Source organism: Campylobacter upsaliensis, from assembly GCF_900637395.1.
GTDB classification, from domain to species: Bacteria; Campylobacterota; Campylobacteria; order Campylobacterales; family Campylobacteraceae; genus Campylobacter_D; species Campylobacter_D upsaliensis.
On sequence record NZ_LR134372.1, the window covers coordinates 364619 to 378077 of the forward strand.

Here is a 13459-nt window from a genome sequence, read left to right on the forward strand (position 1 = left end):
TATTTATCCTTTACTATCTTGGTTTATATTGCATAGCTGATAAACGGCACATACTTGCTTGATAGTAAGGCAATCTATCGCAGTATCTTAATTTATTGTAATAAATATACCACTGCTCCGCATAAATGCTGGAACTTGATTTTGATTTACTTAAATCATAAGCAGAATTTGCTAAAGCAACACCTGAAAAGAACACACCGAGCAACATAATAAAAAATAATTTTTTCATTATTTACCTTTCAAATTGAGATATTTACATTTAAGATTCTAGCAAAATAAATATAAAAAATTTAAAAAAACAATTTTTTTGATAAAAAATCAAAAGCATTTGTTACTTTTAGGAATTTTTTTATTCTTTTTATGATTAATCATTAATTTTATCGCTTAAAATAACAGCGTTTATTTGCGATTTGTGTTTAAAGTTTTAAAAGAGAGGGCTTATGCTTTAGATTGAAATTTGACAAAATTTTATAAATGCTTCAAATGATTTCTTAGGCTATAAAAGAGCTATGAAGGTATCTAAAAAAGAATTAACAAGTCCGCAATGAGCTACTTTCCCCCTGCCAGTAAGGCGGTTAAGCGATAAACCAAGCCCCCACGCCTTTTAAATTCTAAAACCAAGCCCTTTAAAATGGCTCATCACTCTCTAAATTTAGCGTTTTTTGAATTTCTTTAAAATCCACTTGCACCATTTTTTTACCCTCATCATATAGGCTATAAAAGCTTTGATTATTTTGCTTAAAGCCCACTTCCTCGACAAAGTGCTTTCCTGTTTGCTTGTTTTTTTGCATGATGAATTTGCGTTTTGAGGGGTGAAAAGCCTTATTTTTATGGCTTAGGTCGTGTTTGTCGCATTCTACCTTCTCAAGCCGCATGATGATACTTGCCTCATGCGATGCTCTTTTAGAGCCAAGAGGATTTTCCGTATCACTTTTAGAGGTTTGCACGACCATTAAGATTAAAATGTCAAGCTTATGACAAAGCTTAGCTAAAACGCTAAATTTCATCGTTTCCCTTTCTTCAGGGTTGTTTCCTTCATTATTATTTTCTACCCTCATTTGGCTATCGATGAAAAAGACTTTTACGCCCTTTTTGGCTAAAATTCTTATATTATTTTCCATTTCAAAGATATTATAACCATCATTTAAAATAATCAAATTTTCCTTATTAAAATGCGTGTTATTTTGCCTTTTTTTGATGTAGTCCCATATGGTAAATTCAAAGCAGAAAAAGGCGACTTTATGCAAACGGGAGATATTTTCTATCACTTGGAGGCAAAGGCTAGTTTTACCCATTTCAGGATCTCCGCTAATTAGTACAAGCTGTGCCATTTCAAAGCCTCCGTCTAAAGCGTGGTCTAAAAAGCTCACTCCGCTTTTTATCTGCTCGTTTGCCTCTCTTTGATTGTATTTATTCTCCCACTCTAAAAAGCTTAAAAAAGAGCTTGTATAAAGCTCACTAAAATCACTTTGCAAATTCTCTAAATTTAAAAGCGTTTTTTCGCTACTTGCCTTTAGCAAAAGCCTTGCTAAACTCTCTTGCTCTCTTAGCATAAAGGACTTTTTAAGAGGCTTTTCGTATTCTAAAAAGTCAAGCTCAGGTACGGCGCTTGCGATTTTTATATACTCCTCACTTTTAAGCTCCATTTCGCTTAATTCTGCTTCAAAAGCGGCTAGGCTGATTTTCTCTAACTTATAGATTTTAGAAAGGAAATTTTGATAACTTGGCTCAAATATTTTTTTATGAAAAGCGTTTTCAAATTCACTTAATTTCTGCGGGAATTCAAGTAAAGATCTTATCACTATGCTTTGCATTATTTGCCTTTTTGTAAAGAATTATTTTTTAATTTTTCATAATAATAGCTTCTTAAAAGCTCCAAAGGGTCGTATTTATAGCGGTCGTTTTGACTTTTAAAATTAATCTTAGAATTTCTTGCAAGTCTTAAAGCCTCCTCGTTTAAAAGCTCATCATACAGGGCATTTAAGCTCTTTAGATTAATCACTCTTTCGCCCAAAGCTCTTTGAAAAAGTGCTTTGATAAAGCTCTCATTTAAACGCATGACAAATTCACACAAAAGCCTTTTTTCCACGCTGTTAAGATAGCTTACATTATCAATAATGTATTCTAAAAACTCTTTTTTATTCATCATCACGCCCAAAAAAGAAAATATTTTGCGATTTATACTGCTCTAAAAAGTCCAGTAAAGACTTAGTTAAATAGGCATTTTTGGTCAGTTTCATCTTTTTGCTTTGCCTTGCAATTTGCAAATTTGTGCTTGTTTTTAGCATAAATCTTTGTCTTTTTTTTGATTTTGTTTGCTCTTTTAAAATTCCTGTTTCTTGCATAATTTAAGCTCCTTTCTACCATTATGCTAAGGCTGATGTTTTCAAATTGTGCGATTTCTTTTAAAAGCTTTAAAAGCCGTCTTTCTAGGTAAAAAGTCGTGCTTCTTTGCTTAGGTTTTTTACTTGTTTTATAATGGCTAGATCTATTAAGACTTCTCATTTTACTGCCTCTAAGCTATCAAAATACGCCATTAAGCCGTCTTTTTCTTTTTGCCTTACACTTGCCTTGCTTTGTGAATTTGTGCTTGTTTTAAAGGCAAATAGCCCTTGCCAACCTTGCTCTATGCTTTGATTGATGATGGCGATAATGTTTTGATTTGCTAGTTTAAAACCCTTGATTTTTTTGAGTTGTCTTTCCTTACTCATTGCGTTAAATTGTCCTTTTGAAAGCCTTTTTTTATAAGCAAACCATTTATCGATTTCAATTTTTTCTCTTTCATCAAAACAAGAAAGGTCTAAAAGGCTATTTTTTGCTTTAAAGCCTTGTTGAAGGTTTAAAAAAATGGTGCGATTTGAAAAATTTTTCAATCGGTATAAGAATTTTTTATTGCTAAAAAATTCTTTATTATATATGTGCGAACTGAGTCCGTCCAGCGGTTTTTTGTCGCCCCTTTGCACTTCCTTATTTTCCATACTTTTAGCATTTGCATCCTTAACAAATCCGTCATTTTCCATACTTTCATTTTCATTAACGCTATTTTTAGGGCTTTCATTGCACTCATTTAGCTCTTTTTCCTCATCATCAAAAGAGTTAAAAATAATGGTAAAATTTTGCGTGTATTTTGCACTTTTTTCGTCTAATTCTTGTGCCTTTTCAAAAATCCCCACATCAATTAATTCTCTTAAATATCTTTGAGTTGCCCTCACGCCTAAGCCTAAAAAATTTGCTAAATATTTTGTATTAAGCCGCCAATTTTCAGGCAAAGAAAGAATTTTAATACACAAAAGTTTGGCTGTGTTACTTAAATGTGGATGGTTGATAAGCTCATTGCTAACCTGCGTGAAATTCCCTTTTAATTTTGCTTTAATTATCATATTCTTTCCTTTCTTGCTTTCATTTTAAGCGTATAAATGCTAGAGCTTTTAAGCTCATAAAGCTCTAGCGTGATGTTAAAATTCGCGCCTTTAAAGCAGTGCGGACATAAAGGCTCACACTCAAAACGCCCCTGGTTTAAAACCTTAGCTTTTTGCTTTTCATTAAGCTTTTCAAAAAGCGGCTTTGTCGCGTGAAAAAGGGGCGCATAAGCCCCACAAAAGCCGCATATAAATTTCTCGCTTCGCGGCATTTTAAATTTGTAAAAGATTTCTTGCATAGCGTTTCTCCTTTTCTATAAACTCAAATAGTAAAAGATAGCACCGCATAAAATGGCTTTTATCTTTTAAAATAAGAGGCGTTTTGCCCTTATGCTTTATCTTTATACTTATTTGCATAAGGCTTAATAACTGCTCTAAATTCTCAAAACTAAAGCCCTTAGTTTCCCTGTTTTTAAGATTTTGTAAAAAGTCCCTCACACACTTGCTATAACTCTGCTTCGTGCCGTCATAAAAACCTGCTAAAAGTTTCTTTTCCCAAATTCTGCTTAGGTAGTATTGTTTCATTTAAATCTCACTTTCTTTAGTGTTAAAATTCTTAAAGCTAAAAGCCTTAAGCTTCCAGCCTCCTTGCTTATAAACATCGATGATTTTTTGAATATCTGCGAGGCAGTAAGCTTTCGTATCTATCATTTTTTCCCGTCCTGTTTTTTCATTAATGACCTTTATAAAAAGCGTGTAAGTCATAGCGCACCCCCTAAAAAGCCCTTTAAAAACTCCGCGTGCGTGCCGCTTGGTAGGTATTTAGAATAAAAACTTAGCGTAATGCTTGTATTTTTATGCCCCATCATCCAGCTTACCCACATTAAATTCTCCCCCTTTGAAAGCATAAAGGAGGCGAAGCTATGCCTAGTGTTATAAATAGGACGATAAGCGATGTTAAAACGGCTTAAAAGGGTGATGTATTGCACTCTTAAATAGCTTTTGTGAAAATTCTTTATATAAGGCTTTAAAACGCCTTTAAAGATGAAGTCCTCCTCACTTGGCTTTCTTTGCTCTTTAACCTGCTCTAAAAATTCAAAAAGAGGTTTCAAAAGATCTATAATCCGCCTTGAATTTGCCGTTTTAGGACTGCCTAAGCCAAAGCTATTGATACTTTGCTCTATGATGATTTTTTCATTTTCAAAGTCTATATGCTTCCATTGCAAGGCTAAAATTTCGCCTGTTCTAGCCCCACACAAAAGGGCGATTTTAAGATAAATGCCTATCTCTCCTGTGCTTTGCGTGAGTAGGGTTTGAATTTCTTGATTGCTAAAGGCTTGAATTTCTTTTGTATCATCACGCCATTTTCGCATTTTGAAGGGGTTTTTTTCTATAAGCTCATTTTCTAAAGCATAGCAAAGCACTCTATTTAGCGTTTTGGCATAGTGCTTTTTCGTGCAAACGCTGATATTTTTTTCATCTAAGAAATTGAAAAATTTCTCAATTTCCTCTTTATCGATGTCTGTTACATTATGCCACTCAAAAAAGCCAAGCGCGGGGCGTATGTTTTCCACAAGGCTATTTTTAGACTTTGGCTTAAGCCCGTATAGGGAGTCTAAGAAGTCTTTAGCCACATTTTTAAAAAGCTTCACGCCTCTTTTTTTATGTGCTTCATAGGTCTTTTTGAATTTGTGCTTTTGCTTTTTAAGATAGAGCTTTACAAAGTCCGTTTTAAGCTCTTTTAAAAGGGCGTATTGCTCGCTTTGCTTTTTCATCTCATCCACCGCAAAAGAAGTCGAAAAACGCAGTCTTTCTTGCGTCCCATTTCTAACGATACTTGCATCGATATACCACACACCATTACGCTCATAAAGCGTAGAATTTAGAATTTTTTCTATCATAATCTTTTCTCCTTTTTTGCCTAGTTTCCTAAGCTTTTAAGCCTTAAGATACCAAATTTAACTTTGCTCCTATGTATCTTTTAGCACCTATTTTCCAGCTTTAAGAAAAGCTTTTTTGGCTTGGCTTAAATTTGCCTCGCCGCCGCCCCGCCCTGCTTGACCCTGCCCCGCCGCCACACAAAAGGCATTAATTTAGCCTTGCTTTTTGCTCACACGCTTAAGCTAAATCACGCTTCGCAAGCTCACCCTACAAACGCTCTAGCGACTTGTTTTAACCAAAGCCTATGCCGTGCTTAGCTCACGCTTTTGCTTTTTTCGCCACGCTTTGTGCTTGTCTGCCACACACTTGACAAATTCACGCCCTTAAGCGACCGCACACGAGCTTCCTAACCGCTTTTAGAGCGTGCTTTTTGACGCCGTTTTAGAGGCTTTGCTTTGCCTCCTCAAAGCAGTTTCACACGACTTAAGCCCCACTTTAACCCTGTCCTAGCTTGTTTTTAGCCACGCTTAAGCTAATTTACGCTTTAACGACCGCTCACGCCCTAGCCTTTTGCCGCCACACGAGAGCCGCCTACAAAGCCTCCGCCTTTGCTTCACGCCGCCGCCCTTTTTGATACGACTGCTTACCCTCACACGAGCCAAGCCTCCTTACCAGTGCCAAATTCACGCCGATAAGCCACACAAAAAGCTTTCATAAAGCCCAAACTATCGCCTAACAAGAGGCTTTAACTGCCCCAGTAGCGACCGCACACGAGGGGGCGTTTAAGCTAGTTTTTAGTTTTTATGGGGTTTAAAGTGCTTTAAACCCCATAAAAAGGGCTTTTCTAAAGGGCTTTAAAACGCCTTTTTGTGCCAAAAGCTTTTTTTAAAAGCTAAAAGCCTTTAAAAGCCTTGTTTATAGGGCTTAGATTAGATTTATCCTTGCTTTTTTATGGCACAAAGCATTTTAAATTTGTGTCATAGTGATAAAGCTAGTCTAAGCCCTATAACATAGACTTTTGAAAAGATTTTTTACTCAAAAGATTTTTTAAAGCGTGAGACAAAAACAAAACTTTAAGGTGGGGCTGACCCCCCCTCCGCTTTCTTAAAAAATCCTAAAGCCTTTTTTAAAATACTTTTCAAAAGCCTATATCATCGAAGCTTTTATTTTTTTTGAAAAATTGCTGTTTATTTTAGTGGAGAGGCTTCTAGCCTTAGTTTTCTCTCTGCCTTACTGGCAGGGGGAAAGGGTGAGAGTGTGGAAAAATAGGCTTTTAAAGGCTTAATTAGATTTGCTTTGAATTGAGCTTAGGGGGCTTTTGGTGGGTTGAATTGAGACAAAATTTAAGGCTTTTAGGACTGGGTTTAAATGAGCTTAGGGGCGAACTGGGGCTTTTAGAGTAAGTTTAAAGGCTTAGGCGTCTTAATTGGGTGGGGCTAGGCTCTGTTTGGATAAAAGTCGGTTAAATAAAACGGCTTTGCAAAGTGGTGGGGACGGCTTTTATTAAACAAGGGCAAAATTTGGCAAAGTCTAAGAGGGGTTTTAGCGTTTGGGACTAAGAAATTCAAGGCAAAACGGGGCTTTTTTCACTTGTGAAAAAAGGGTGGGGACGCCTTTAGGTTTGTTACTTTAGCGGAGCTTTGCTTCGCGGTGAAAGTAAATTAAAAAAAGGAAATAAAATGTTTTTAAATTGTTTTTTTGAAAGTGGTAAGGAAAAAATGGTCTGTGATGTGTGTCAAAGGGAAAATGATAAGGCACTCATTTTTAATTACAATGTCGATAAAAACGCTGTTTTTAGGCAAATGCTCATCGAGGCAAATTATAGCGGGGTGCTAGAATTTAAGCCCTTATGTGTCTCTTGTGAGTGTGAAATGCAAACCCCGCTTCGCTTTGAAATCGCACATAAGGAAATTACGGGGATTTTTTTAAAGGCTAGGGCTGTGTAGGGGGGGGGACGGCTTGGGCGTGAATTTAGGGTGAAAATCAAAACGCTTAAGGCGTTTCTTTTCTAAAGGGCTAAATTGCTTCGTTATGAAAGGCTTTGATTTTCTTAGGAAAGCAAGTTTAAAAAGGCAAAATTTGGCAAAGGCGTGAGCCTTTGGGCGGGTGGTGCCTTTAGGTTTGCTACTTTAAGGCGAATTTACTTCGCCTGATGAAAGTAGGTTAAAATAGGAGGAAAGTGATGGATTTGCAAGAGTTTAAAAGTAGGATAGACATCGTTAGGATTATAGAAAATTATCTCATTTTAAGAAAAGAGGGGGCGTTTTACAAGGCAAATTGCCCCTTTCACGCGGAAAAAACTGCCTCTTTTATCATCAATGTTAATAAGGGCTATTGGCATTGCTTTGGGTGCGGAAAGGGTGGTGATGCTATCAAATTCTTACAAGATTATAAAAATCTTAGCTTCACTGAAGCGGCGGCTGAAGTGGCGAAGCTTGAAAATATAGAATTTAGCTTTAACTCCACTCAAAAAGAGGAATTTGGCTTTTTAAAAGAGCTTGGTGAGTATTTTAAAAATAATTTTAATGAGGAGTGCTTAGCTTTTTGCAAAAAAAGGGGCTTAGATGAGAGTGATATAGGCGAATTTGAGCTTGGATATACGGGGGATTTGGAAAATTTGCTTAGATTTTTAAAGGCGAAAAATTATATGAGCTTAGCCAAAAAACTGGGTTATATCAAAGAAAATCAAAAGGGCTTTTATTCTCTTTTTGTAGGGCGCTTAAGCTTTGTGATAAAAGATAGCTTTGGCAGAGTGAGGGGCTTTTCTACAAGAGAGCTAAAGGCAGGAGGAAAGCTTGGCAAATATGTGAATTCTTTAAATAGTGAGCTTTTTAATAAGAGCTTTTTGCTTTATGGTTTTGATAAGGCAAAAGACTATGCGAGGCTTTCTAAAAAGCTTTATTTATGTGAGGGCTTTTTTGACGCGATCGCCTTACAAAAAGCGGGTTTTAAAAGTGCGGTGGCTTGCTTAGGGACGGCTTTTACGCATTCGCATTTAAGCCTTATCAAAAGGCTAAATGTGGAGAATTTGGAGCTTGTTTTCGTGCCTGATAAGGATAAGGCTGGCTATGAAGCTGTGAATAAAGCTCTTTGGCTGTGCTTTGAAAATGAATTTTTTAATCTCAAAGTGGCGCTGTGTAAAAAAAATGTGAAAGATATAGGCGAATTTATGCAAAAATACGACATTAAAAGCCTAGCTTTGCATACTTATGAGGGTCTTGAGTTTTACATTAAATTTGCTATGCAAAAGGCGCAAAATAGTGAGGCAAAACACGCGCTTTTTATAAAGCTTAAAAAGATGATAGAAAGCGTGAGTAATTTTTATCTTAAAAAAGAGCTTTTTAGCAAGGCGGCAAGGCTTTTAAATATCGATGAGAGCGAGTTTTTAAAGGCAAAAAAGACTTTTAAAAATGATACGGAAAATCAAAGACAAATTTTGCAAATTATTAAAAGTGCTTTAAACGATGAGGACTTTAAAGAAAGGCTTATTTACTATGCGGGGGAGTTTTTAGACAGGGCGTTTTTTAACGATGAGGGCAAAAAAAGGGAGCTTTTAGCTGATGAAAGTGTGGAAATTTACGCAAAAGAAAGGCAAAATGAAGCCTTAAAAGCCTTTGTTCTTTCAAATCTTTATAAGCAAAAAGAAAGCGAAAAAGAGCCTTTGAGGCTTAAGGAATTAGCCAGTAAAATCACACAAATTAAAAGCGAGGTTTAGGCTTTTGAGATTTTATAAAGCGTGTAAAATACGGCAAAAATGAAACAAGCAAGAGAGACAAATAAGGTTAAAATTCCAAACATTTCAATTCTCCTTTTCGAGCTTATCAAGCTCTTTTATAAAATATTTTAAAGCGATGATTAAGACTAAAATTAAAACGAGGCTTACGCAAGAAATGATTATAACACAAATTTTAAGGCTTTTTTTAATGGGCTTTTTGGGTTATTTTCGGTGCTTAAAGGGAAATTTTGGGTGCTTATTTTAAACCCTTATTTACGGGGCAAGGGTTATCCACAAGTGAAGCTTAAAGGCTAACGCCTTTTTTCACTTGGGCTAAATTGTTTCGTTGCATAAGGTTTAAAATAAGCTTGGAAAGTGAGCTTAAGGCGAGGGGCTTTTGGGCTTTAGCTAGGTTTTAGGTGGGATTTTGGCAAATCCGCAGGATTTGGGCGGGTCGTGCCTTTAGCTTTGAAAGTTGTAGAGGCGAACTTGGGGCTTTTGCGTAAGCAAAAGGGTGGGGACGCCTTTAGGTTTGCTACTTTAAGGCGAATTTGCTTCGCGGTGAAAGTAGGTAAAAATAGGAAATAATTTTTATGGGTTTAACAGGTAGAACTAAGAGAAAAAGAAAAAGGTATTATAATCAAGCTATGAATCAATTTGGTGCTATTATAGAAAAATATGAGCTTGGTATGGCTGCAAATGAGTATAGTTACATCGCTTGGGCTATCGCCGATGCAAAGGTCGAGGCAAGTAAGGGGATATTTGGCGGCTTTAATATCTTTGGGGGGATTTTCACTATCATAGGGAGCATTTTTACAGGGGGGATTTTAGGCATAGTAGGTGGGGGCTTGGGCTTAGCGGCTAATAAAATTATGACAGGCAACGCCCTTAAGGCGGGGGATTTAGCCTTTAGAGCAAATGCTACTTATGCAAAATCAGCGTGGCAAAAGGCTTTTAATGATAGTAGAAATAAAGGAGATCAAAGCCTTTTAAATAGCGATAAAAATTATAGCATTTACGCAGATGGGAGCATTTATAGGCAAAATGCGCCCGGAAGTGAAAGTTACAGCCCTAGTCTTGCTTATGATACTAGCAAGGGCTTAAGAGGGGATTTAAAAGAAGATAAAGTCGATGAAATGATAATGACAAGAGCCCATTATACACAAGGGGGAAATGAAGGCTTTGTAAATGAGCTAGGCGAGGGTTATATCCAAAAGGGCGAGGGGGGCATAAGTGTCAAAGAAAAGCAAGATAGCCATTTAATCAATGCTAAGAAAGCTAATGACCGCATACTAAAGGGCTTTAGTGAGCTTGTGGGAGTGGGCTTTGATTTTAAGGGGACTGCAAATAAGCATTATGAAGCTGTGGTGGCTAAACAGGTGCATCCTTTTTTTAGACAAATTTGCACGGAGGATTTTATAGACAAAAATAAAAATTATAATAGGGCTTTAAGGCTAGAGCTGCCTTTGCATTTTGACGAACTTACCAAAACAAGAAGGCAAAGCAAAGAGGAGAGGGATAAGGCTTTTAAAGAAAGTGAGAGTTTTAAGAGGGTGTTAAATGAGGATTATGAAAAATGGCTAGGTGAGAGTGAGGAGTTAAAGGAGCTTGAAAAGGCTTTAGAAAATGCGGGGTGGTTTTATAAAAAGATAGAAAGGCAAATTGCAAAATTAAAAGAGGAAAATAAAAAAAGGCTTGAAAAAGCGCTTTTTGAGAGTGAAAAGGCTTTGATGAGTGGGGATTATTATATCCAAAAATCGCGCCTTTATACTTTGGAGGAAAAAAGGGAAAATTATGCTCAAATGGTGGAAGTTAGGGTGGAGGATTTTATCAAAAAAGTGCCTTTTGTGTGCTTTTATAAAGATGAGGCGGCTTTAAATAATGCCTCTTTTTTAAACACGGAGCTTTTTTATAATGAAAATAGCACTTGGATAAGTAAAAATAGCAAGGACATTGATAGCTGTTTTGATACGCTTTTTAGTGAGGATAGCGATGAAAATATCATAAGCTTTTATGAAACTTACATTTTAAATCATTTCGCGCCTCTTGTCTTTAAAAATGGCGAAAGTAAGGAGGCATTTTATCTCATCTTTGAGGGGAAAATTTATCTTAAAGTGGTAGAAAATGCAGAGCTTTTAAAAGAGAGGGTTTATAGGGGGTTTTAATCTTTTAATTTTTTGAAAAATTTAAGATAAAGCCAAATAATACAAACAAGCGAGATTAAATTAAGACAAATGGCAAAAATCAAAATGCTAATTCTTAAAAAGATTAAATTTTCAGCATTTAAAAATAAATAAGAAATCAAAGCGATGAGCGTTAGGGAAAATGAGCCGGCAAGTTTTTCTAAATTATCTAAAATGCGGGTTAGTTTATTTTTCATCGATTAAATCCGCAAGTTTTTTAAAGAAAAATATGGGAGCGGTAAAAATAAAAATGATAGAAACGATTAAAATGGCTATGCTTAAAATTTGCATTTTCTCTCCTTTTTTTGAAATTATAACATAATTTAAGCCTTTTTTTAAAAGGGCGTTTAAAGCATAATTTTAAAGCTTTAAGGCTTCTCTCCTAAAGTTTTAAAGCGGTAAAAACAAGGCGGGGTCTCCTTTGACTATCATAATCTCCCGCCTTTTAAGGGTTAGTATGCTTTCACTTAATGAGCTTAAAGAACTTTACGATTTTGATTTAAGAGCAAGTCAAAGATCTTTTTATGAATTTCATCAAAGTTTAAAGTATTATCACGGCGATCAAATCGACCCTGTGAATTTACAGACCATTTTAGAAAGAAGACAAAGCCCCGTTATAGAAAATATTTTTAAACTCATCATTAATAAAATCATAGGCTATAAAGCCCAAAGTATAGCAGAAATCAAAGTCAGCGGACGCCAAGAAAGTGATCATAATACCGCGATTTTAATCAATGATATTTTAAAAGTATTTAGTGAGGATATAAATTACAATAAAGAAATCATTAAAAGAGATAGGAATTTAATTTTTGGCTTAGGCTTGTGCGAGTTATGGTGCGAAAAAGACAATGAGGGCGATTTTTTCTTAAGTCTTAAAAGCCTAGATCCGCTTAGCTTTTTAATGGACGCTTATAGTGAGGATTTAAACGCTCTTGATGCAAGGCGTTTTCATAAAAAGCTTAATATGGGCTTTGAGGAGGCAAAAAGGCTTTTAAAAACGCCCCCTTATATCAAAAATCAAAGAAATTTCGACCAAAGATGTATTTTAATAGAAAGCTGGATCAAAGAGGAGCAGGGTTTTGCTAGGTATATTTGGCAGGAGGAAGGCTTACTAAGCTATGAAAAAAAGCCCTTTAAAAATGGTATGCATCCTTTTATAGTGAGTAAATTTAATATCGATGAAAAGGGTGTTTGGTATGGGCTTTTTAGAGACATTAAGCCTTTGCAAGATTATATTAATTATAGTGAAAATAAAATGATGAATATGATAGGCACTTTAAAGGCGTTTTTTGAAGAAGATGCCATTTTAGAAGCGGAGGAATTTATCAAACAAGCTAGTTTAGATAATGCTGTTGTGAAAGTAAGAAGCGGAGCTTTAAGAGATAATAAGCTTAAATTTGTAGAGCATCACAACGACATAGCGACCATTAGCGCTAAGGCAAATGAAAAGCGAAATTTAGCCAAAATGATAAGTGGTTTAAACGATGAAGCCTTAGGAATTGCTAATAATAGAATGAGTAATGATGCCATTTCACAACGCCGCGAAGCTGGGCTTATGGGCTTACAAGAATACCTAAATGCTTGTGATGCTATGGATAGGCTCATTTTTAAAAAGGCGATTGATTATATCAGTCTTTATTTTACCAAAAAACAAGTCTTTCAAATCAGTGATGAGAGGGTGGGGCAGAGGTATTTTAGCATTAATGAAAATGAAAATAACCGCATAAAAATAGGCAAATTTGACCTTTCTTATAAATCTCAAATCAAAACGCAGTCAAATGAGGAAAAATTAGCCTCTTGGGCTGAGATTATTAAAAGCTTTTCGCACGATCCTAACTTAATGAGCCAAATGATGCTTTTAATGCTAAAAGATGTCCAAAGCACACAGGCAAAAGACTTGCTTGAACTCATCACGCAAAAGCAAAATGAGGCACAAAATGAAAGTGAGAATTTAGAAAAAGAGCTAAATTTAGAAAATATGAAGCTTGAGCTTGAAAAGAAAAAAGCCGAGATTTTAGAGCTAAAAGCAAAAACGAAAAAATACTCCTCTCAAGGCGATTTAGCACACGGCGTAGCCATTAATCAAAGCACACAAAACGCCCTTTTACTTGAAAATCCAAAGAGTTTAGAGCAAAAGGGCAATGCCTCTATGCAAAAAGCGGGGCAGGATTTAAGGTAAGAATTTGAAAAAGCTTTATTTGAGGTGCTTATTTTAAACCCTTATTTATTCAGCAAGGGTTATCCACAAGTGAAGCTTAAAACCCTGACGGGTTTTTTTTCACTTGGGCTAAATTGCTTCATTACGCAAGGTTTTAAATATA

Annotated in this window: 15 protein-coding genes; 5 read left to right on the forward strand and 10 right to left on the reverse strand. The window is 35.8% G+C overall.

The window, feature by feature from the left end; translation table 11 throughout:
• Positions 1-13: 13 nt before the first annotated feature.
• The 9 genes from EL158_RS01895 to EL158_RS01935 all read right to left on the reverse strand — a co-directional run bounded on the left by EL158_RS01895 (position 14) and on the right by EL158_RS01935 (position 5260).
• Positions 14-229, reverse strand: a complete 216-nt coding sequence (locus tag EL158_RS01895; protein ID WP_027303943.1) for a hypothetical protein — start codon at positions 227-229, stop codon at positions 14-16.
• 397 nt (positions 230-626) lie between these two features.
• Entirely contained in the window at positions 627-1814 is a 1188-nt protein-coding gene (locus tag EL158_RS01900; protein ID WP_126361392.1) for a DnaB-like helicase C-terminal domain-containing protein, read from the reverse strand.
• Complete coding sequence (locus tag EL158_RS01905) at positions 1814-2146, reverse strand: hypothetical protein (RefSeq protein ID WP_126361395.1); 333 nt, start codon at positions 2144-2146, stop codon at positions 1814-1816. The genes EL158_RS01900 and EL158_RS01905 overlap by 1 nt, the downstream gene beginning before the upstream one ends.
• Before the next feature lie 62 nt (positions 2147-2208).
• The gene (locus EL158_RS01910; RefSeq protein ID WP_126361398.1) at positions 2209-2505 is read right to left on the reverse strand and encodes a hypothetical protein; all 297 of its coding nucleotides are present in this window, start codon (positions 2503-2505) and stop codon (positions 2209-2211) included.
• Positions 2502-3380, reverse strand: a complete 879-nt coding sequence (locus EL158_RS01915) for a phage replication initiator YdaU family protein (RefSeq protein ID WP_126361401.1) — start codon at positions 3378-3380, stop codon at positions 2502-2504. The genes EL158_RS01910 and EL158_RS01915 overlap by 4 nt, the downstream gene beginning before the upstream one ends.
• Positions 3377-3658 (reverse strand): hypothetical protein, encoded by a 282-nt coding sequence (locus EL158_RS01920; protein WP_027304825.1) that lies wholly within the window; start codon positions 3656-3658, stop codon positions 3377-3379. Before EL158_RS01920 ends, EL158_RS01915 begins: the two co-directional genes overlap by 4 nt.
• On the reverse strand, positions 3633-3944 hold the full coding sequence (locus EL158_RS01925; RefSeq protein ID WP_027304824.1) for a hypothetical protein: 312 nt from the start codon (positions 3942-3944) through the stop codon (positions 3633-3635). The genes EL158_RS01920 and EL158_RS01925 overlap by 26 nt, the downstream gene beginning before the upstream one ends.
• The gene (locus EL158_RS01930; RefSeq protein ID WP_027304823.1) at positions 3945-4124 is read right to left on the reverse strand and encodes a hypothetical protein; all 180 of its coding nucleotides are present in this window, start codon (positions 4122-4124) and stop codon (positions 3945-3947) included. It abuts the gene before it with no gap.
• The gene (locus tag EL158_RS01935; protein WP_126361404.1) at positions 4121-5260 is read right to left on the reverse strand and encodes a tyrosine-type recombinase/integrase; all 1140 of its coding nucleotides are present in this window, start codon (positions 5258-5260) and stop codon (positions 4121-4123) included. The genes EL158_RS01930 and EL158_RS01935 overlap by 4 nt, the downstream gene beginning before the upstream one ends.
• 156 nt (positions 5261-5416) lie before the next feature.
• Between EL158_RS01935 and EL158_RS08690 the strand changes: the two genes are divergently transcribed.
• The 4 genes from EL158_RS08690 (at position 5417) to EL158_RS01950 (ending at position 11120) form a co-directional block, all read left to right on the forward strand.
• On the forward strand, positions 5417-5557 hold the full coding sequence (locus EL158_RS08690; protein WP_232008213.1) for a hypothetical protein: 141 nt from the start codon (positions 5417-5419) through the stop codon (positions 5555-5557).
• Positions 5558-6919: 1362 nt separating this feature from the next.
• Entirely contained in the window at positions 6920-7186 is a 267-nt protein-coding gene (locus EL158_RS01940) for a hypothetical protein (RefSeq protein WP_126361407.1), read from the forward strand.
• 236 nt (positions 7187-7422) lie between these two features.
• Positions 7423-8955, forward strand: coding sequence for a DNA primase (gene dnaG / locus EL158_RS01945; RefSeq protein ID WP_027304828.1), 1533 nt, complete (start codon positions 7423-7425; stop codon positions 8953-8955).
• Positions 8956-9548: 593 nt separating this feature from the next.
• Entirely contained in the window at positions 9549-11120 is a 1572-nt protein-coding gene (locus tag EL158_RS01950) for a hypothetical protein (protein WP_027304830.1), read from the forward strand.
• On the opposite strand, the gene EL158_RS01955 is transcribed toward EL158_RS01950, so the two are convergent.
• Positions 11117-11335: a hypothetical protein gene (locus tag EL158_RS01955; RefSeq protein WP_126361410.1), complete on the reverse strand. Its 219-nt coding sequence runs from the start codon at positions 11333-11335 to the stop codon at positions 11117-11119. The genes EL158_RS01950 and EL158_RS01955 overlap by 4 nt on opposite strands.
• A gap of 260 nt (positions 11336-11595) precedes the next feature.
• On the opposite strand from EL158_RS01955, the gene EL158_RS01960 reads away from it, so the two are divergent.
• A complete protein-coding gene (locus EL158_RS01960; RefSeq protein ID WP_126361413.1) occupies positions 11596-13317 on the forward strand; it encodes a portal protein in 1722 nt (573 codons plus the stop codon).
• Positions 13318-13459 lie beyond the last annotated feature (142 nt).

Coding starts and splice junctions, on each gene's coding strand:
- EL158_RS01925 (WP_027304824.1), bottom strand. CDS start 3,944: ATGAAACAATACTACCTAAGCAGAATTTGGGAAAAGAAACTTTTAGCA.
- EL158_RS01920 (WP_027304825.1), bottom strand. CDS start 3,658: ATGCAAGAAATCTTTTACAAATTTAAAATGCCGCGAAGCGAGAAATTT.
- EL158_RS01905 (WP_126361395.1), bottom strand. CDS start 2,146: ATGAATAAAAAAGAGTTTTTAGAATACATTATTGATAATGTAAGCTAT.
- EL158_RS01950 (WP_027304830.1), top strand. CDS start 9,549: ATGGGTTTAACAGGTAGAACTAAGAGAAAAAGAAAAAGGTATTATAAT.
- EL158_RS01930 (WP_027304823.1), bottom strand. CDS start 4,124: ATGACTTACACGCTTTTTATAAAGGTCATTAATGAAAAAACAGGACGG.
- dnaG (WP_027304828.1), top strand. CDS start 7,423: ATGGATTTGCAAGAGTTTAAAAGTAGGATAGACATCGTTAGGATTATA.
- EL158_RS01955 (WP_126361410.1), bottom strand. CDS start 11,335: ATGAAAAATAAACTAACCCGCATTTTAGATAATTTAGAAAAACTTGCC.
- EL158_RS01940 (WP_126361407.1), top strand. CDS start 6,920: ATGTTTTTAAATTGTTTTTTTGAAAGTGGTAAGGAAAAAATGGTCTGT.
- EL158_RS01960 (WP_126361413.1), top strand. CDS start 11,596: ATGCTTTCACTTAATGAGCTTAAAGAACTTTACGATTTTGATTTAAGA.
- EL158_RS01895 (WP_027303943.1), bottom strand. CDS start 229: ATGAAAAAATTATTTTTTATTATGTTGCTCGGTGTGTTCTTTTCAGGT.
- EL158_RS01910 (WP_126361398.1), bottom strand. CDS start 2,505: ATGAGAAGTCTTAATAGATCTAGCCATTATAAAACAAGTAAAAAACCT.
- EL158_RS01935 (WP_126361404.1), bottom strand. CDS start 5,260: ATGATAGAAAAAATTCTAAATTCTACGCTTTATGAGCGTAATGGTGTG.
- EL158_RS01915 (WP_126361401.1), bottom strand. CDS start 3,380: ATGATAATTAAAGCAAAATTAAAAGGGAATTTCACGCAGGTTAGCAAT.
- EL158_RS01900 (WP_126361392.1), bottom strand. CDS start 1,814: ATGCAAAGCATAGTGATAAGATCTTTACTTGAATTCCCGCAGAAATTA.